The 19,599-nt window shown below is 62.0% G+C and carries 15 protein-coding genes and 1 pseudogene; 8 read left to right on the top strand and 8 right to left on the bottom strand.

Features of this window, described 5'->3' with window-relative positions:
- Positions 1-9: 9 nt before the first annotated feature.
- The 6 genes from NQ492_RS11100 to NQ492_RS11075 all read left to right on the top strand — a co-directional run bounded on the left by NQ492_RS11100 (position 10) and on the right by NQ492_RS11075 (position 9,394).
- On the top strand, positions 10-3,204 hold the full coding sequence (locus NQ492_RS11100; RefSeq protein WP_015547594.1) for a SusC/RagA family TonB-linked outer membrane protein: 3,195 nt from the start codon (positions 10-12) through the stop codon (positions 3,202-3,204).
- Between the two features lie 18 nt (positions 3,205-3,222).
- Positions 3,223-4,782: a RagB/SusD family nutrient uptake outer membrane protein gene (locus NQ492_RS11095; protein WP_022062104.1), complete on the top strand. Its 1,560-nt coding sequence runs from the start codon at positions 3,223-3,225 to the stop codon at positions 4,780-4,782.
- A 33-nt stretch (positions 4,783-4,815) separates the two neighbouring features.
- Positions 4,816-7,080 (top strand): hypothetical protein, encoded by a 2,265-nt coding sequence (locus tag NQ492_RS11090; RefSeq protein ID WP_015547592.1) that lies wholly within the window; start codon positions 4,816-4,818, stop codon positions 7,078-7,080.
- Positions 7,081-7,236: 156 nt separating this feature from the next.
- Positions 7,237-8,508 carry a serine--tRNA ligase gene (gene serS, locus NQ492_RS11085; RefSeq protein WP_015547591.1) on the top strand — a complete coding sequence of 424 codons (1,272 nt, stop codon included), beginning with the start codon at positions 7,237-7,239 and terminating at the stop codon, positions 8,506-8,508.
- A 46-nt stretch (positions 8,509-8,554) separates the two neighbouring features.
- Positions 8,555-8,722 (top strand): DUF362 domain-containing protein, encoded by a 168-nt coding sequence (locus NQ492_RS11080; protein WP_015547590.1) that lies wholly within the window; start codon positions 8,555-8,557, stop codon positions 8,720-8,722.
- A gap of 93 nt (positions 8,723-8,815) precedes the next feature.
- The gene (locus NQ492_RS11075; RefSeq protein ID WP_015547589.1) at positions 8,816-9,394 is read left to right on the top strand and encodes a sugar O-acetyltransferase; all 579 of its coding nucleotides are present in this window, start codon (positions 8,816-8,818) and stop codon (positions 9,392-9,394) included.
- 105 nt (positions 9,395-9,499) lie between these two features.
- Here NQ492_RS11075 and NQ492_RS11070 read toward each other — a convergent pair whose 3' ends face one another.
- Together NQ492_RS11070 and NQ492_RS11065 are read right to left on the bottom strand one after the other, a co-directional pair.
- Entirely contained in the window at positions 9,500-9,784 is a 285-nt protein-coding gene (locus tag NQ492_RS11070) for a GIY-YIG nuclease family protein (RefSeq protein WP_015547588.1), read from the bottom strand.
- Between the two features lie 72 nt (positions 9,785-9,856).
- Complete coding sequence (locus tag NQ492_RS11065) at positions 9,857-11,038, bottom strand: exo-beta-N-acetylmuramidase NamZ family protein (protein WP_044054522.1); 1,182 nt, start codon at positions 11,036-11,038, stop codon at positions 9,857-9,859.
- Positions 11,039-11,097: 59 nt separating this feature from the next.
- Here NQ492_RS11065 and NQ492_RS11060 point away from each other — a divergent pair, with 59 nt between their 5' ends.
- The gene (locus tag NQ492_RS11060; protein ID WP_044054521.1) at positions 11,098-11,979 is read left to right on the top strand and encodes a hypothetical protein; all 882 of its coding nucleotides are present in this window, start codon (positions 11,098-11,100) and stop codon (positions 11,977-11,979) included.
- A gap of 3 nt (positions 11,980-11,982) precedes the next feature.
- On the opposite strand, the gene prfB is transcribed toward NQ492_RS11060, so the two are convergent.
- From prfB to cysS, 6 genes are all read right to left on the bottom strand, one after another.
- The gene (prfB, locus tag NQ492_RS11055; protein WP_015547586.1) at positions 11,983-13,095 is read right to left on the bottom strand and encodes a peptide chain release factor 2; all 1,113 of its coding nucleotides are present in this window, start codon (positions 13,093-13,095) and stop codon (positions 11,983-11,985) included.
- Positions 13,096-13,102: 7 nt separating this feature from the next.
- Entirely contained in the window at positions 13,103-13,735 is a 633-nt protein-coding gene (locus NQ492_RS11050) for a cytidylate kinase-like family protein (protein WP_015547585.1), read from the bottom strand.
- 4 nt (positions 13,736-13,739) lie between these two features.
- Positions 13,740-15,137, bottom strand: a complete 1,398-nt coding sequence (locus NQ492_RS11045) for an MATE family efflux transporter (RefSeq protein WP_015547584.1) — start codon at positions 15,135-15,137, stop codon at positions 13,740-13,742.
- A gap of 65 nt (positions 15,138-15,202) precedes the next feature.
- Positions 15,203-15,565 (bottom strand): hypothetical protein, encoded by a 363-nt coding sequence (locus tag NQ492_RS11040; protein WP_015547583.1) that lies wholly within the window; start codon positions 15,563-15,565, stop codon positions 15,203-15,205.
- 25 nt (positions 15,566-15,590) lie between these two features.
- The gene (locus NQ492_RS11035) at positions 15,591-16,547 is read right to left on the bottom strand and encodes a carbohydrate kinase family protein (RefSeq protein ID WP_015547582.1); all 957 of its coding nucleotides are present in this window, start codon (positions 16,545-16,547) and stop codon (positions 15,591-15,593) included.
- A 13-nt stretch (positions 16,548-16,560) separates the two neighbouring features.
- The gene (gene cysS, locus NQ492_RS11030) at positions 16,561-18,036 is read right to left on the bottom strand and encodes a cysteine--tRNA ligase (protein ID WP_015547581.1); all 1,476 of its coding nucleotides are present in this window, start codon (positions 18,034-18,036) and stop codon (positions 16,561-16,563) included.
- A gap of 86 nt (positions 18,037-18,122) precedes the next feature.
- On the opposite strand from cysS, the pseudogene NQ492_RS11025 reads away from it, so the two are divergent.
- Positions 18,123-19,214: pseudogene (locus NQ492_RS11025) on the top strand (DEAD/DEAH box helicase); the annotation flags it as partial.
- Positions 19,215-19,599 lie beyond the last annotated feature (385 nt).

Genomic DNA, 19,599 nt, shown 5'->3' with positions numbered 1-19,599 from the left:
AGTACATCTATGAACAAGATAGCAGCAATTCTCTGGTGCATCCTGTCGCTGGCATGGACGACGGCCTCCTGGGCGCAGAACGTCGCCGTCAGCGGCAAAGTCACCGGAGCCAACGGCGAAGCCATCATCGGCGCGAACGTTCTCGTGGAGGGCACTACGCAGGGCATCACGACGAACGTCGACGGAGACTACACCCTGACGAACGTCCCGGCCAACGCCACGCTCGTCGTCTCCTACCTGGGCTACAAGACCGAGAAAATCCCTGTCGGCAACAAGACCCGCATCGACGTCACGCTCCGGGAGGACACCGCCGAGATCGAAGGCGTGATGGTCGTGGCCTACGGTACGGCCAAGAAGGAGTCGTTCACCGGTTCGGCCGCCGTCGTCAAAGGCGGCGAACTCCAGAAGCGCGTCGTGGGCAACGTCACCAAATCGTTCGAAGGAACCGTAGCCGGCGTGCAGGTCGCCTCCGGCGGCGGCCAGCCGGGCGAGGCGGCATCGGTCATCATCCGCGGCATCGGGTCGGTGAACGCCTCGGCGACACCGCTATACGTGGTCGACGGCATCCCCTTCGACGGGTCGCTCAGCGCGATCAACCCCGCGGACATCGAGACGATGACCGTGCTCAAGGACGCATCGGCAGGTGCGCTCTACGGCGCCCGCGGAGCCAACGGCGTCATCGTCATCACGACCAAGAAGGGCAAGAAGGACAAAATCCGCATTTCGTACAAGGGCAACGTCGGAATCGCCTCGCGCGCCATCCCCCGCTACGACCTGGTCGACATGAAAGATTACGTCGAGATGAGCTACGAAGCGCTGCGCAACAGCGCCCAATACGGCACGGGCATGGATTTCGAGGGCGCGAGCCGCTACGCCGCCGCCAACCTCGGCCAGCAGATCGGCGGACTGAAGAATCCCGAATACTACAACCCGTACAAGAACTACACGTGGGAGACGCTGATCGACCAGTCGACGGGCAAGATCCGTTCGGATGCCAAAGCTGCATGGAACGAGAACTGGCTGGACGAAATCAGCGACAATTCGGCCATACGCACCGAACACATCGTCTCGGTGAACGGCGGTTCGGAACGCGCCAACTACGTCGCATCGCTGGGATACTACATGGAAGACGGCATTCTCCAGAACACCGACTTCTCCCGCTACACGGGCCGCGTGGGCGCCGATTCGCAGGCCAAGAGCTGGCTCAAGATCGGCATGAACGCCAACTTCGCCCACAGCGAATCGAGCTACCAGAGTTTCGAGGACGCAAGCACGTCGAACGTCTGGTACACGGCGCAGTTCATGGCCCCGGTCTATCCCGTCTACCTGAAGGACATGGCCGGCAACAACGTGCGCGACGCCGACGGGCGGCTGCAATACGAATACGGATCGGAGGACGACAACGGCTACGCCAACCGCCCCTCGGCCCAGGGCTTCAACTCGAAGGCCGAACTTTACAACAACAAGGCCTACTACACCCGCAACTCGCTTTCGGCGCGCAGCTACATCACCTTCGGGACGGTCAGGGAGGAGGCCCGGCTCTACGGACTGAAACTCACGATGAACTTCGGTACGGACTACACCGACTACCAGCGCACGCTGGTCTACGACAAGGAGCACGGCAATGCGGCCCAGCAGGGCGGACGCCTCAGCAAGACCAACACCCGCACGCTGAGCTACACGTTCAACCAGCTGCTGACCTACGACCGCACGTTCGGCGACCACTCCCTCAACCTGCTGGCCGGCCATGAGTACTACCGCTACAAGTACAACTACGCCCTCGGCGAAAAAACCGGCATCGTCGGCGGGATCGACGAGTTGGGACCCGCCGTGACGACCACCGACAACAACAGCTATTCGCACAACTACGGCGTGGAGTCCTACCTCGCGCGCATCAACTACGGCTTCAAGAGCCGTTACTACATCGACGCCAGCTGGCGAACGGACGGTTCGTCGCGCTTCCATCCCAGCGACCGCTGGGGCCATTTCTGGTCGGTGGGCGCCTCGTGGCGCATCTCCGAAGAGCAGTTCATGGAGAACACCCGCCAGTGGCTCGACAACCTCACGCTGAAGGTTTCATACGGCGTACAGGGCAACGACAACCTGGGAACCTATTACGCATGGCAGGGTCTCTACGACTACACGTGGCCCAACGCCACCGATGCGGGCGCCTTCGTCGACAAGCTCGAAAACAGGAAGGTGACCTGGGAGAAGAACGGCAACCTCAACGCCGGCATCGAAGCCACGATGTTCGGCGGCCGACTGGGCGTTTCGGTCGAGTACTACAACCGCAAAACGCGCGACATGCTGCTCAACAGTCCGCTGCCGATCTCGACCGGATTCACGGGCTTCAACGACAACGTCGGCTCGCTGCGCAACCAGGGGCTCGAGGTCTCGCTGCGCGGAACGATCCTCGACAAGCGCGACTTCCGCTGGGACGCGACGCTGATGGGTTCGTTCAACCGCAACAAGGTGCTCTCGCTCACGGGCGGCCAGGATGTCATCACGTCGGGCATCCGCGTCATCGAGGTGGGGCGGCCGATCTACACCTTCTACCTGCCGAAAACGGCCGGCGTGGACCCCGCCACGGGCAAGCAGCTCTACTACGCCTACTGGACCCAGACGGTCAACGACGAGGGGACGCTGGTGAACACGCGCTGCGACGAGTACATCACCGACAACGTGGCGATGGCCACCTTGAGCAAATACTACCACGAAAGCCGCGAGCCGAAACTCTTCGGCAGCATCGGTTCGACGTTCACGATCCTGAAGAACATCGACGTCTCGTTCCTGACGACCTATTCGATCGGCGGATGGGTTTACGACGGACTCTACAACGGCTCGATGTACGTGCAGTACGCCGGCAACAACTGGCACAAAAACGCCAAACGCCGCTGGCAGAAGCCGGGCGACAAGACCGACGTGCCGATGCTCGAAGTGGGCGGCTCGTACGCCACGGCCAGCAACTCGCTGATCGACGCCTCGTACTTCGCCATCAAGAACATCACCGTCGGCTACACGCTTCCCAAGCGCTGGCTCAAGAAGATCGACATCGAGTCGCTGCGCATCTACGCCACGCTGGACAACATCGCCATGTTCAACCACATGGACGGCATGGACCCGCAGTATAACTTCACGGGATCGGTGGCTTACAGCTACACCCCGTCGCGCGTGATCGCATTCGGTATCGACCTGAACTTTTAACCACGGGAGAAAACAACTATGAAAAAAGCAATATATCTTATCATCGCACTGATCGGCTTATCAGCCCCCTCGTGCAGCGACTCGATGCTCGATTTCTCCCCGACCGACTCGGGTTCGGGCAAGGAACTGCTCAAATCGGCATCCACGGCCATCACTTCGGTCAACGGCGTCTACCGCTCGATGTGGACGGCCGGATGGTCCACGACCGCAAACACCCACCAGTGCTTCGGCATCGCGGCCTACAACCTGGCGCTCGACTGCATGGCCGACGACCTGATCATGCAGTCGCAGGGCAACGGCTGGTTCTGGGGCGACCACTGCTACAACGTCAAGAGCAACTACACTTCGTCGGCCTTCCGGTCGTACGACGTCTGGTACGCCAACTACAAATGGATCGCCAATGTAAACTACATCATCGACGCCGAGCCGGAAATGGCCGGAACGGAGGCCGACGTGGCCTACGTCGCAGGACAGGCCTACGCCATCCGGGCGCTCTGCTACCTGAACCTGGCGACGTGGTTCTCCCGCGCCCCCTACAACTCCCTGACGGGCGCTTCGCGCTGGAACGAGCCCTGCGTACCGGTTTACACCACCGGCACGTCGATCGACACGGGCGGACAGCCCCGCGAATCGCTGCGCACGGTCTACGGCCGCATCGACCAGGACATCGACCGTGCCATCGAACTGCTCGAAAAGGCCAGGGAAACCACGCTGGCCGAGAATAACAAATCGCACATCAACCTCTACGTGGCCCTGGGCATCAAGTCGCGCGCCTGTCTGGCGGAAGGCGACTGGGACGGGGCATTCAAGGCGGCCAAGCGCGTGATCGACGAAGGCGGCTACGCCGTCGGCACGAAGAGCGACCTGACGGGCGGCATGAACTCGCTCGACAAGCAGAACGTCATGTGGGGCGCAGGCATTCAGGTGGCCGACCAGGCGGGCGGCTACGCCGGGTTCTTCACCCACATGGACAACAAGGAGGGCGCCTATGCCAAATCGGCGCCGAAGCTGATCAGCAAACAGCTCTACAACCGCATCAGCGCGACAGACATCCGCCGCGACTGGTGGGACCCCTCGGACAAGGAGTCGCCCTACGTCAGCAAAAAATTCTCGTTCGCCAACGTGGCCTCCTTCCTGGGCGACTACATCTACATGCGCGTCGAGGAGATGTACTTCACGGCCGCCGAAGCGGCCCTGCGGCTGGACGACCTCAAGAGCGCACGCGAACTGATGAACACCGTCATGGCCGAACGCGACCCGGGTTACAGCGCCAACAACCGCAGCGGCACGCTGCTCGGCGCGACGACCACGACCTGGACCGGATCGTTCCTCGAAAACATCCTCACCCACCGCCGCATCGAACTGTGGGGTGAGTACGGCCGGCTGTTCGACGTCCGCCGCCTGGGCCAGGGCATCGACCGCCGGACCGACGACGGCTTCTCCGAGGAGTGCATTTCGATGATGAACCGCCGGAACGTCAACATCACCAAAGCCGACACTTACGACTGGGTGCTGACCATTCCCAAAGCCGAACTGGATGCCAATCCGAACATCAACGAGGAGGACCAGAATCCCTAACGAGCCTTTGAACCGTTGAAAATCAAGTACACTATGAAAAACATATCGAAATATCTGGGTGCGGGACTGCTGCTCTTCACCGCGGCCTGCAGCCAGACGCAGGAGGGCGACCAATACACCCCCAACAAGGACGATGCGAAGGCCATCCACTTCATCCAGTCGTCCATCCAGAAGGAGTTTCCGCAGGACGCCGTGCAGGGCGTGATCAACGTCGAAATCGCGCGTCCGGGCAACAAAGGCGCCTACAAGGTCTATCTGGCGACCAAGGACGACGACTACGAGCTGTTCTCGGTTCCGGCCGAGGCGACCATTCCCGACGGCAGCCACTCCGTGACGGTTCCCGTCGAGGTCGACCTTTCGAACTTCGTCATGGGTTCGAACTACAAGACCACGCTCTACATCAGCAGCCGGGAGGCGCGTCCGGGCGACAACGCCGCGCAGGTGGCGCAGTACTCCGACAAGGTGACCCTTTCGGCCACCTACGAACTGGAGTGGGAGACGCTCTACCGCACCACCGGAGAGGGCGAAGAGATCCCCCAGCTGGCAACCTACCACTACAACGGGTACTATTCGGGCCGCGATTCGGGCCTGGAGGTAGAGAAAGCCGTGGGAGCCAATATCTTCCGGCTGAAGGACTGGGCCAGCGGCGTGACGTTCAAGTTCGTCCTCCACGACGACAACACCTGCACCGTGCCGGCGCAGTCGATCGGCTACTACAACTCGAACTACAACGAGTACGTCTACGTCGCCGACATGGCCGTTTACACCGGCAACGACTCGGCGTACGCCAGCTATCCCTGCACGTTCGACGGCGAGAGCACCTTCTCGTTCTACCTGATCTACTACGTGTCGTCGGGCTATTTCGCCCAGGGGCCCGAGAAACTGATCTTCGACACCGACATCGACACCACGCCCGTCGTGGAGATCGCTTTCGAGGGCATCGAGACCACGAGCACCGGATTCAAGGCTCCGAAACTCCACTTCTCGCCCAACGAATACACGAAGTACTACAAGGCCGCGGTCGTCGCCGGAGACATCACCGCCGACGCCGAACGGCAGCAAGAGGTGCGCCGGCAGCTGATCGACGACAAACTGGAGGCCGTGACCCCCGTGGTGACGCTCCTCGCGGACGACGCCTCGGTCTGGAACGTTCCCTCGGGCAACTACACCGCCGTGGCGCTGGCCTACGACTCGATCGAGAACCCCTGCAAGCTCTACACGCAGCGGTTCACGAACGACCCGAACGACGAATATGCTCCCCGATCGCTCGAATTCGAGTTCTACGCTCCGAAGAACAACCTCAACTACTCGCCCTACAACACGCTCATCTGGCAGATGCAGACCGCGAATGTGGCGGCGATGAAATATCTCTGCGTCAAAACCGCCGTCGCCGACTACCTGTGCGAAGCGCTCGGCATGACACTGGAGGAGGTGACCGCATCCCGGGGCTACGACGTTCCCGAGGAGATGATCGCGCAACTCAACTCCCCCGAAGGCCGCGGCACGTCGTTCAGCCCGCTCGACGAAGGCAGCACGTACACACTCGCCCTGCTGATGTACAACTCGTTCGGCGACACGGCTTTCGTTTCGAAGAGCGCGTCGACGTTCGGTTACTTCGCCAAGGATTTCGACCGGACGAAGACCCTGGAGGACTTCATCGGCGCATTCGGCGTCACGGCGACCGTCGACGTCGATTCGCAGTCGTCCGAAAAGACCTTCCGCATGGACATCGCGCGCATCAACGACCGCGACGTGCTCATCAGCGGCATGACCGACATGCGCGACTTCGCACCCCAGCTGAAAGGCTACTACGACAAGGAGCTGCACATGCTGATCGTCGAACCCCAGTACGCGGGGATGTACAACGGCGCCTATGCGACGCTCGGCTTCTCGAACGGACTGTCGATCTTCTGGGGCGACGCCGGAATGGCCGTCGGCTACATCGGCGACACGCTCTACTGGGCTTCAAGCCCCTACTCACCCGAAGAGGTCAACAGCTACATGTTCCTGCTCTTCAGCACGCCGCAGGCGTCGAGTTCGAGCTACCTGCGCCAGTACGCCGGTTCGAAAACCTACTCGTCCCTCAAGATGAAGCCCCTCCAGCAGGCGTCCGCACAGACCGCGGCCCGCGCCGCGGAATCGCGGACCGGAAGCATCGAGACCGGCGGACAGCGCTTCACGACCTACCTGACGGGCGAACGCGTCGCCGTTCCGGCGAAAGCCTCCGGAAACACGGCAGCGAAAGTCCCGGCCGAAGGCAAGCGTCTGCGCACGGACCTCGTGCTCCACACCCGCTGATCCGCAGCCCGCACAACCGAAAACCGGATTTCCGCTTTGGGCGGAAGTCCGGTTTTTTCATAAAATCGCAAAAAACGGCGTCTCGGCGTGACAGTTTGGCGCGAATTTACTAATTTTGCAGGTTGTAAGGCGAAAACACAAAAAACTCACGATATTATGCTTACGATAAAGCAAATCCGCGATGACAAAGAGGCCGCCGCACGCAAGCTGGCCAAGAAGGGCGTGGACGCCGCGCCTGTCATCGAAAAGATCATCAGCTTCGACGACCGGCGCAAAGCCCTCCAGCTGGAACTCGACAACACGCTGGCCGCCCAGAACAAGGCAGCCAAGGAGATCGGCGCACTGATGGGCCAGGGCCGCCGCGAGGAGGCCGAGGAGCGCAAACGCTTCGTGGCGGACCTCAAGGAGAAGTCCTCGCGCCTCGAAGCCGAGCTGACCGACGCCCGGCAGGAGTTGCAGTCGGCCATCGTCTCGCTGCCGAACTTCCCCGCCGAGATCGTCCCCGAAGGCAAGACGGCCGAGGACAACCTCGTCGTCAAGCTCGTGGAAAGCTACACCGCGCTTCCGGAAAACCCGCTGCCCCACTGGGAGCTGGCCCGCAAGTACGACATCATCGACTTCGACCTGGGCGTGAAGCTCACCGGCGCGGGATTCCCCGTCTACAAGGGCAAGGGCGCACGGTTGCAGCGCGCGCTGATCAACTATTTCCTCGACTGCAACACGGCGGCCGGCTACCTCGAAGTGGAGCCGCCCGTGATGGTCAACGAGGCTTCGGGCTTCGGCACGGGACAGCTCCCCGACAAGGAGGGGCAGATGTACCACGCCACGGTAGACAACTTCTACCTCGTTCCCACGGCCGAGGTTCCCGTGACGAACATCTACCGCGACGTGATCCTCGAAAAGGAGGATTTTCCGGTGAAGATGACCGCCTACACCCCGTGCTTCCGCCGCGAGGCCGGGTCGTACGGCAAGGACGTGCGCGGACTCAACCGCCTGCACCAGTTCGACAAGGTGGAGATCGTGCAGCTCTCGCTGCCCGAAAAGAGCTACGAAGCATTGGACGGCATGGTGGCCCACGTGGAGAGCATCGTCAAGGCTCTGGGCCTGCCCTACCGCATCCTGCGCCTGTGCGGCGGCGACATGTCGTTCACCTCGGCGCTGACCTACGATTTCGAAGTCTACTCCGAGGCCCAGAAACGCTGGCTCGAAGTGTCGTCGGTATCGAATTTCGAGTCGTTCCAGGCCAACCGCCTCAAACTCCGCTACCGCGACGAGGAGAAGAAAATCCAGCTGGCGCACACCCTCAACGGCTCGTCGCTGGCCCTGCCGCGCATCGTGGCCGCGCTGCTGGAGAACTATCAGACCCCCGAAGGCATCCGCATCCCCGAGGCGCTGATTCCCTACACGGGTTTTGATATTATCAAATAAGTTTTTATATTTGCACACACACATTTAACAATAAACACTCAACACAATGGCTTACAAAATTACCGACTCGTGCGTTGCATGCGGCAGCTGCATCGGCGAGTGCCCCGTAGAGGCTATTTCGGCCGGCGACATCTATGTGATCGACGCCGACAAATGTATCGACTGCGGCACCTGCGCAGGCGTATGCCCGAGCGAGGCGATCGTTTCGGAGTAACACGGAATATCCGAAAGAGAAGCACACCTCGGCAACGGGGTGTGCTTTTTGCGGTTTGAAAAGCCGCTTCTCCCACCCAACAACCAACGAATCATGGGCGATCTCGAAAAAATGAAAGCCGGGCTTTGGCTCCACGCCATCTGTCCTGAAATCGGCGGCGCGCTGCTGCGGACCGAGGAGCTGGTGTTCCGGCTCAACCAGCTGCCCCCGAGCCGCCGGGAGGAGCGGGAGGCGATCATCCGGCAGCTGTTCGGACACGTCGGCAAGTCGGTCTGCATCCACAGCCCGTTCCACTGCGATTTCGGAGCGCAGATTTCGGTCGGCGACCATTTCGTCGGCAATTTCAACCTGACGATCCTCGACGAAGCGCCCGTCACCATCGGCGACCACGTCTTCATCGGGCCGAACGTCGGCATCTACACCGTCAACCACGCCCTGCTGCCCGACCAGCGCAACGCGGGCATCATGCGTTCGCTGCCCATTGCCATCGGCAACAACGTCTGGATCGGAGGCCACACGGTCGTGATGCAGGGCGTGACGATCGGCGACAACACGGTGATCGGGGCCGGGAGCGTCGTCACGCACGACATCCCGGCGGGAGTCGTGGCCGTCGGCTCGCCCTGCCGCGTCCTGCGGGAGATCACCGAGGCGGATCGGGTAACGCCCGTATGAAAAAGAAAAAGCGCTCCGATCCGGGGCGCTTTTACGTCATTGCGAGGAGCGCAGCGACGCGGCAATCCGATTGCTGCGCTGTGGCATTACGGCCCAGATCAAGAATCAGACGAACCCGTCCGATAAGTCCTTCCACAATGAATTTTGAGAGTCTATTAACCCGATTTTCCGTTTCCGGCTCCAACTCTTGATTTGTTTCTCCCGGGCGATTGCATCCCGAACGTCCCGATACTCCTCGGCGTAAATCAACTTATGGACGTTATAGCGGCGCGTAAATGCAGACTGACCGGCGGCATGTTCTTTCATACGCCGGGATAACGAGGTCGTAACGCCGACATACAGCACCGTATGCAGTTTATTGGTCAATATATATACATAGCTGCTCTCCATGGCCGACTCTGCGTTTTTTTCGGATTGCCACGTCGCCTGCAGCTCCTCGCAATGACGTAAAACCCCATCATTCTATTCGTAAAGCAAGTACTGCACCCGCTTTTCGCGGTAGCGTTCCACATCGGGAACCCAGCGGGCGCGGATCGCCTCCTCCGAAGCCCCGGCCACGATCATCCCGCGCACCCATCCCGCACCGACCAGCTTTTCGAACATCGGGGTGAAGAACCTGTCCCCCAGCCCCAGATCGCGGTAGGCGTCGATCACGTAGCGCAGCGAGAATCCCACTTCGCGGGCCTCGGAGAGCGGCATGCCGCGCAGGTCGACGCCGTGGCACAGCCGGCCTTCGAGCGGCGGATGTTTGGCCCCGGCCGTGGGGCGCGGCGTAAAGGAAAAGGCGCGTCCGGTCATATCGGGATGTCCGTAGATTTCGAACGGGCAGTCCGTTCCGCGTCCGAGGCTCACGACCGTGCCCTCGAAGGGGCACAGCGCGGCATAGAGATAGACGGCGCGCGCAGTCGGAAGGTTGGGCGACGGAGCGACGGGCAAGAGGTATTCGGTGGCATGGGTGTAGTTGCGGCACTTCACGACCGTCAGGTCGCACGGCTTCGCCCACCCTTCGCCAACGGCCATGCGGGCGATTTCGCCCATCGTCAGTCCGTGGAGCACGGGGACCGGAATCGCCCCGACGCCCGATTTGTACTTCATGTCGAGAACGGGTCCGTCGACAAGATGCCCGTTGGGATTGGGGCGGTCGAGCACCACGACCAGGCGGCCGAAATCGGCGCAGGCGTCCATCATCCGCAGCATCGAGATATAATAGGTATAGAAGCGCAGACCCACGTCCTGCATGTCGACGACCAGCACGTCGAACGAGCGCATCGCCTCGTCCGAAGGCCGTTTCGCGTTGCCGTCGTAGAGCGAGCGGATGGGAATGCCCGTCCGGGCGTCGACCGAACTTGCGACCCGCTCCCCGGCATCGGCCGTGCCGCGGAATCCGTGCTCGGGCGAGAAGATCGCCGCGACGGCAAACCCTTCGCCGTGGAGCAGGTCGACCAGATGCACCCGCCCGGAGGCATCGGCCCCCGGCGCGCCGGGCAGCTCCGCCACGGAGGTCTGGTTGGCCAGCACGGCCACGCGCCGCCCCCGCAGCAGCGGGTAATAGGACGCCGTGTCGGTCATGCCGACGTTCACCTGCGCCGGAGCGGCGAAGGCTGCAAAAATGGTGAATACAAGGATAAAAACAGATCGCTTCATAGAGCAAAGATAATATTTTGCACCGAAAAATGCTATCTTTGCGGAAAAGCGCCTCTGCCATGAACCTTCGTAAAACGGATCGCTCCGAGCTGAACCTTTTCCCGGCCCTGTCTTTTCTGGTTGTCTGTTTCATCGGAGGCTATTTCCTTTGGGCAACGAAAGATGCGCTGCCCTCGGAGGCGGACAATACGGATTTTCGCTACGCTCCATCCCGGGCAAAAGAGTTAGCCCAGGAACTCGACTCAATCTATTCCTGCAAATCGGGACCGGGGATGGAGGAGTTTCTGGAGACATGGCATCGGAAATATACGTCCAACGCATCGGCTCCGGACAACCAGAACGACACGCTGCGTAACGTTTACAATCTCTTTACCACCCTCTTCAATCCCGACCCGACGCTTCGTCCGAGGGGTTTCCGGAGCGATTCGGCCTACCGCTACGTCGTTATCCAATCGCAATTGACGTTCTGTGTCGCAGAGGACGGCATGTTCGATTATTATTACGAAAGCTCCCCTCCTCCCACATTTCCGACCGACGGATTTTACCTTCTCCGCAAAGCGGGAGCCTATTACAGGGTTTTGGACGATTTCCGACCGCAAATCCGGCAAGCGGGGTTAAAACAGCTCTATCTCACCGATGAATACAAGGATGCTCTCGAACTGTTTCTGGAGAAAAACGGATACTGGCCCGACGAAGAGCGGACATCCGCAGAATCGGGCCGGAAGCGGATGCGTTTCCTGCAAAACTACTGGTACGTCATCAACGGGCATTGGGAAGGATGGCATCTCGGAATCCCCGCAATCGGATACATCGTCCTGAACAAATCACTCGACAAGGCCGTTGCCGAGGTAGTGGAAGAGTACAACGGCAGCGGCGTCCTTCTACATAAGACGCATTCGGGCTGGAAAGAAGTGGGCGGACTTTATCATTGGGAGGAATAATCCCTACGCCTGCGCGCCGTATTCCATCAGATAGGCCTTGATGAAGGCGTCCAGGTCGCCGTCCATCACCGACTCCACGGCCGAAGTCTGCACGCCCGTGCGGTGATCCTTCACGCGGCGGTCGTCGAAGACGTACGAGCGGATCTGCGAACCCCACTCGATCTTCTTCTTCGAAGCCTCCAGCGCCTGCTGCGTCGCCATACGCTTGTCCAGCTCGCGCTGGTAGAGTTTCGAGCGGAGGATGCGCATGGCGTTCTCGCGGTTCATCAGCTGCGAGCGCGTCTCCATGTTCTCGATCAGGTACTCGATCGCCTCGCCCGTGTCGGGGTCCTTCGCGTGGTAGCGCAGGCGCACGGCCGTCTCCACCTTGTTGACGTTCTGCCCTCCGGCGCCCGACGAACGGAACGTGTCCCACTCGATGTCGGCGGCATTGACCGTGATCTCGATCGTGTCGTCGACGGCCGGCGATACGAACACCGACGCAAACGTGGTCTGACGCTTGTTGTTGGCGTTGAACGGCGACAGGCGCACCATGCGGTGCACGCCGTTCTCGCTCTTGAGGTAGCCGTAGGCGTATTCCCCCTCGAACTCCAGCGTGCAGGATTTCACCCCGACTTCGTCGCCGGCCTGGAAGTCCAGCACCTTGACCTTATAGCCGTGGGCCTCGCCCCAGCGGGTGTACATGCGCATGAGCATCGACGCCCAGTCGAGCGCCTCCGTGCCGCCCGCCCCGGCGTTGATGTCGAGAATGGCCCCGAGTTTGTCCTCGTCGCGGCGCAGCATGTTGCGCATTTCGAGTTTTTCGATCTTTTCGAGCGTCGCGGCGTAGTGGGCGTCCATCTCCTCCTCGCTGACCACGCCCTCCTTCACGAAGTCGGGCATCAGCTGAAGGTCCTCGGCATCCTTGCGAATGGCGTCGTAATCCTCGACCCATGCCTTGATCCCCGCCACCTTGCGCAGCTGCTCGCGCGCCTTGTCGGGGTTGTCCCAGAAGTTCGGCTCCTGGGTTTTCTCCTCTTCGTTGCGCAGGTCGATGCGCTTCTGGTCGATGTCCAAACAGCGTTCCAGCGCTTCCCGGCGCTGTTCGATCTCCTTGATCTGTTCCGCAAGTACCATAATATGCTCAAAATTTCATGTTCAGTTTCCGTGCGGCGAACTCCAGGATGAAATCCGCCGTGCCCTCGTCGCCCAGCGGCGAGGTGCTGACGCAGAGGTGGTAGGTCGCCGCCTCGCCCCACGTCCGCGAGCTGTAATAGTTGTAATACGAGGCGCGCCGGGCGTCGACGCGCTCCATCATCGCGCGGGCCTCCTCCGCGGTGCATCCCTGCCGGCGGCGGATGCGGCCGATGCGGTCGGCATCGTCGGCCGTGAGGAAGACATTGACGCAGCGCGGATTCTCGCGCAGGATGTAATCGGCACAGCGGCCCACGAAAACCGCCGATTCACGCGCCGCGACGGCGCGGATCACGTCGCTCTGAATCTTGAACAGCGCGTCGTTCGACAGCACGTTCGTCACGCCCCCGTCGTCGCCCACGAACGGCGCCCGCAGGTAGCCGACCACGGTCGAAATCACGCCGCGCGACTCCTTCTCGTCGGCCTTCTCGAAAAACTCGGGGCAGATGCCGCTCTCGCGCGCCGCCAGGTTGATCAGCTCCTTGTCGTAGAGCTTCACGCCCAACCTGCGGGCGATGATCTCCCCGACGGTCCTGCCGCCGCTGCCCAGCTGGCGGCCGATGTTGATGACGAATTGTTCCATAGTCCTATCCCTCTTTGGCGGCGTTTTCCGCACCGATGGCCCGGAATTTCCGCAGTTGGTAAGTCAGCATGAAGAAAGCCACCAGCGAAGCCAGGAAGTCCGACAGCGGCATCGAGCACCACACGCCCCAGCTGCCGTTCCACTCGGTGCAGACGTCGAAAATGTGCGGCAGGAAGATCAGTCCGGGCATCAGAAACAGCAGCTGGCGCGACAGCGACAGGAAGATCGCCTTGCCGGCCATGCCGATGCTCATAAAGAAGTTGGTGGCCACCATCTGGAAACCGATGATCGGGAAGCAGAAGAAGACGATGCGCATGCCTTCGACCGCCAGGCGGATCAGCTCCTCGTCGGAGGTGAACATTCCCACGGCCAGGCGCGGCATGAACTCGCCGAGGAGGAATCCCGCGGTGGTGACGCACGTCGCGCCGATCATCGTCAGCTTCAGCACGTGCATCACGCGGTCGTACTGCTTCGCGCCGAAGTTGTAACCCGCAATGGGCTGCATGCCCTGGTTGACGCCCAGCACGATCATCACGAAGAAGAACGCCAGGCGGTTGACGATGCCGTAGGCGCCGATCATCAGGTCGCCGCCGTACTCCTTCAGCCCCTTGTTGATGAGGATGACGATGAAGCACGCCGCGAGGTTCATCAGGAAGGGCGACATGCCGATGGCCAGCATGTCGCGCACGATCTTCTTCCGCAGGCGGTAGATGCCGCGGCGGAAGTGGAGAAGCTCCTGTTTGTTCGAAAGGATGCGCAGCTGCCACACGAGCGAGATGACCTGCGCCAGCACCGTGGCGATAGCCGCTCCGCGGATGCCCCAGCCGAAACCGAAAATGAACAGCGGGTCGAGGATCGTATTGATGACCACGGTGTTGATCGTGGCGTACATCGACTTGCGGGGATGCCCCGAGGCGCGCAGCACGGAGTTCAGACCCAGATACATGTGCGTGACCACGTTGCCCAGCAGAATGACGGTCATGTATTCGCGGGCATAGCCGATCGTGGCCTCGCTGGCCCCGAAGAAATAGAGGATCGGATCGAGGAACAGAAGCGCCACGAGGCCGAACGCTATGCCGATGATCAGATTGAGCACCAGCACATTGCCCAGCACCCGCTGGGCCGTTTCGTAGTCGCGCTGGCCCAGGCGCATCGAAATCAGCGTCGCGGCGCCCACGCCCACCAGCGAACCGAACGCCGCGGCGAGGTTCATCAGCGGGAAGGTCAGCGCAAGGCCCGAGATGGCCAGCGGCCCGACCCCGTGGCCGATGAAGATGCTGTCGACCATGTTGTAGAGCGACGAGGCCGTCATGGCGATGATCGCCGGCACGGCATATTGCACGAGCAGCTTCCGGATTCGCTCGGTTCCAAGCTCCAAAGCCGCCGATTTTATCTCCGTCATAAGTTATATTTCCTTAAAAATTCCATTACCGGCCCGCACGTACGACGCGCACGCCCGGGGCTGCCTCACAGCACGCTATGCGCCAGCAGTTCGCGGCTGAATCGCGCGGGGTAATAAATATCGCAAATGTAATGCTTGGGGCAAGTGAAGCTCCACCCTTCGGCGCTCCGGTATTCGTAGTCATTCCCCCGGCTGATCCGCTCGGCCGGGTAGCAGCGGCGCTCGATGAGCGGAATGTCGACCTGCGAGAAGAACCGCCGCATCGCCACGTCGATGTACAGCCCCGTTCCTTTCAGCGCGACGCCGAGCCGCAATTCGCTGCCCGCACGCGAGGTCTCCCGTACGACGCACCACTCCAAAGGCATCCGGGCGGGCAGGCCGAACTGCACCCTGAAAAACCGCAAGGTATTGTACCGGTATGTCTCCATGTCTCTGTCCTTATCAGATAAAACGTTACAAATTCCCTGAAAATTCCGTTTTCGCCGCGGCCGGGTACTCCGGCGTGGCGCCCGCGCACGAACAGACGAAAGCCGCGACCTTCGACGCGAACGCCTGGGCCGGCCAGATGTCGTACCCGGCGGCCAGCATCGCGCAAAACGCCGCCGTGAACGAATCGCCCGCACCGACCGTGTCGACAGGGCGGACACGTTCCCCGCGGGGAATCACATAGGCCGAAATCCGGTTCCGGGTGAACACGCGGCTGCCCTCGGCGCCCTCGGTGAGGATGACCATTTCGAGATTCTCCCGGCGGTCGAGCAACTCCCGGCACAGCCCGCCCGGATCGGCGGCGGGACATCCGGTCAGGCATCCGGCCACGCGCGGAGCCTCCTCGTCGCTGATCTTCAAAATATTGCAGCGAGCCATCGACTCCTCCAGCACCTCCCGCGAGAAGAAATCCTGCCGCAGGTTGACGTCGAACACGCGCAGCGTCGGCCGCTCCCGGCGAATCACCCCGTCGAGAAACCGGACGACGGTAGCGTGCGACGCCGCGCTGCGCTGCGCCAGCGAACCGAAGCAGACCACATCGGTCCGGGCGGCCAGCCGGGCCAGCGCATCCGACCACGTCATTGCATCCCATGCGCCGGGCAGAATCTCGTAGGCGTTGACCCCGGCGGCATCCCGGCGTTTGTCGACGACGCCGGTAGGCAGCTCCCCGACGCGGCAAAGCCCGTCGCAAAGCCCGCGGGCCTCCAGTTCGGCCGACACCGCGCGGCCGCGCTCATCGTCCCCGACCGCGCTGACCACATGCACCTCCGCCGCATCCGGGCCGGAAATCAGCCGGGAGCACTTGAGGAAATGATCGGCGAAATTGGCCGGCGCGCCGCCGAAGGTATATTCGTCCGTCACGACATCGTGGTCGTAAAGCACCTCGCCCAGTCCGACGGCTACGATCTTGTCCGGATTCCCCATACCAGCAGGCGTTTTATTCCAGTTCCCAGTCCGTGCCGTCCTTGCGGTCCTTGACGCGGATGCCGGCGGCCGTGAGTCCGTCGCGGATGCGGTCCGAGGCGGCCCAGTCCTTCGCCGCGCGGGCTTTCAGGCGTTCGTCCAAAAGCATCTCGACCAGCGGCGTCACGTAGTCGCGCCCCGAAGCCGTCCCGGCGGCCTTCTCGTCGCGCAGGCCCAAGATGTCGAAAGCGTAGCGACGCACGGTAGCCGTCAGCGCCGCGAGGTCGGCGGCCGTGATCGTCTGCGAGCCGTCGGCCAGCTGGTTGATCGTACGCACCCAGTCGAACAGCGCCGAAATGACCATCGGCGAGTTCAGGTCGTCGTCCATCGCCTCGGCGCAGCGCGTCTCCAGCTCGGCGGGATCGACCGTCGAGACCTCCGCGGGTTTGATCTTCCCGAGCGTCTCGATGCCCTTCATCAGGCGGTCCAGCCCCTTCTCGGCGGCTTGCAGGGCCTCGTTCGAGAAATCGAGCGTCGAGCGGTAGTGGGCCTGGAGCACGAAGAAACGGATCGTCATGGGCGAATAGGCCTGCGAAAGCTTCGGGTGCGACCCGGTGAAGAACTCCTCCAGCGTGATGAAGTTGCCCAGCGACTTGCCCATCTTCTGCCCGTTGACCGTCATCATGTTGTTGTGCAGCCAGTAGCGGGCCGAATCGTGGCCCAACGCGGCGGTCGACTGCGCGATCTCGCACTCGTGGTGCGGGAACATCAGGTCCATGCCGCCGCCGTGGATGTCGAAACGCTCCCCGAGGTAGCGCGTGGACATCGCCGAGCACTCCATGTGCCAGCCCGGGAAACCCTCGCCCCAGGGCGACGGCCACCGCATGATATGCTCGGGCGACGCCTTCTTCCACAGCGCGAAGTCGTAGGAGTGGCGTTTGTCCGACTGCCCGTCCAGCTCGCGCGTGTTGGCGACGATGTCGTCGAGGTTGCGCCCCGACAGCCTGCCGTAGTTGTATTTGGCGTTGTACTTCTCCACGTCGAAGTAGACCGAACCGTTCGCCTCGTAGGCATAGCCGTCGGCCAAAATCCTCTTCACGAACTCGATCTGCTCGATGATGTGTCCCGAGGCATAGGGTTCGATCGAGGGGGTCTCGACGTTGAGCGCGTCCATCGCCCGGTGGTAACGCTCCGTGTAGTAGTGCGCCACCTCCATCGGCTCCAGCTGTTCGAGCCGGGCCTTCTTGGCGATCTTGTCCTCGCCCTCGTCGGCGTCGTGCTCCAGATGGCCCACGTCGGTGATGTTGCGCACGTAGCGCACCTTGTAGCCCGAAGCCTTGAGGTAACGGAACAGCAGGTCGAACGTCACGGCGGGCCGGGCGTGGCCCAGATGCGGATCGCCGTAGACCGTGGGACCGCAGACATACATGCCCACGCGGCCCGGAACGAGCGGCTCGAAGACCTCCTTGCGGCGGGTGAGCGTATTGTAAAGTACGAGTTTGGAATCCATAATCGCAAATTAACGTTTTGAACGGGTAAAGGTACGAATTTTTACACGGAAACCGAAAAATAAATCGTACCTTTACGCCGATTATTATGAAATTTCAAGACTTACGACTCTCCGAGCCGCTGTTGCGCGCCATCGGAGAAAAGGGGTACACAGATCCCACCCCCATTCAGCAACAAGCCATTCCTCCCGTACTCGAAGGCCGCGACCTCCAGGGCTGCGCCCAGACCGGAACGGGCAAAACCGCAGCTTTCACGCTGCCGATGCTCCAACTTTTAGCCGCCGAACCGGCCCCCAAGGGACGCCGCCCGATCCGCGCCCTGGTGCTCACCCCGACGCGCGAACTGGCCATCCAGATCGACGAGTGCTGCCGCGACTACGCCCGCTACACCCCCATCCGCCACTGCGTGATCTTCGGCGGCGTCAACCAGCGTCCGCAGGTCGACGCGCTCCAGAAGGGCGTGGACCTGCTGGTGGCCACCCCGGGCCGCCTGCTCGACCTGATCGGGCAGGGTTACGTGACGCTCGACACGATCCGTTTCTTCGTGCTCGACGAGGCCGACCACATGTTGGACATGGGCTTCATCCACGACATCCGCCGCATCCTGCCGCTGCTTCCCGAACGGCGTCAGACGCTCTTCTTCTCGGCCACGATGCCCGAGTCGATCGCCGCGCTGGCCGCGAAAATCCTCCGCAACCCGGTGCTGGTCACCGTCACGCCCCCGGCGTCGGTGGTCGAGACCATCGCGCAGACGGTCCATTTCGCCGAAAAAGCCGAAAAAAGCCAGCTGCTGATCGACCTGCTCTCGGCATCCGACGCCCAGCAGGTGCTCGTATTCTCGCGCACGAAGCACGGCGCCGACAAGCTGGCCAAAATCCTGAACCGGGCCGGCATCCGGTCGTGCGCCATCCACGGCAACAAGTCGCAGAACGCCCGCGTGAAGGCCATGAACGATTTCAAGTCGGGCGAGTGCCGGGTGATGATCGCCACCGACATCGCCGCCCGCGGCATCGACATCGACCAGCTGCCGCTGGTGATCAACTACGAACTGCCGGAGGTGGCCGAAACCTACGTCCACCGCATCGGCCGCACGGGCCGCGCGGGACACGAGGGCGCGGCGTGGTCGTTCTGCTCGGAGGACGAGTTCGAGTATCTCTGCGACATCCAGAAACTCACCGGACTTACGATCCCCACCGAGGGACCGGTTCCGGAATATGCCCTGCGCAAGGCCGCCCCGGCGCGGAAACCCGCGCAGAAGGCCGCACAGCGTCCCGCCCGCACCCAGGAGCCGAAACCGGCCCGGAACGCCGGAGCCAAATCCGCACAGCGTCCCGCCCGGGATGCGGACGCCGGACAGCAGCCTGCGCAGCGGCCGGCCCGCAACACGGAGCAGAAGGCCGCCCGCAATGCCGCGAAGACGCCGCAGTCTGCGCAAAATCCGGCGCAGCCCGAGGCCGGGGCGACTTCCCGCCCGTCGCGCCCGCGTCGCAGACGGGGCACGCGTCCCGCACCGGGAACGCCCATCGAGCCGGCCGGAAAAACCGCCTCCCGCCCCGCCGACGCGA

The organism is Alistipes shahii WAL 8301 (assembly GCF_025145845.1).
Taxonomy (GTDB): domain Bacteria; phylum Bacteroidota; class Bacteroidia; order Bacteroidales; family Rikenellaceae; genus Alistipes; species Alistipes shahii.
The sequence above is the reverse complement of the archived record's forward strand: the minus strand, read 5'-3'. Positions and strand labels throughout refer to the sequence as shown.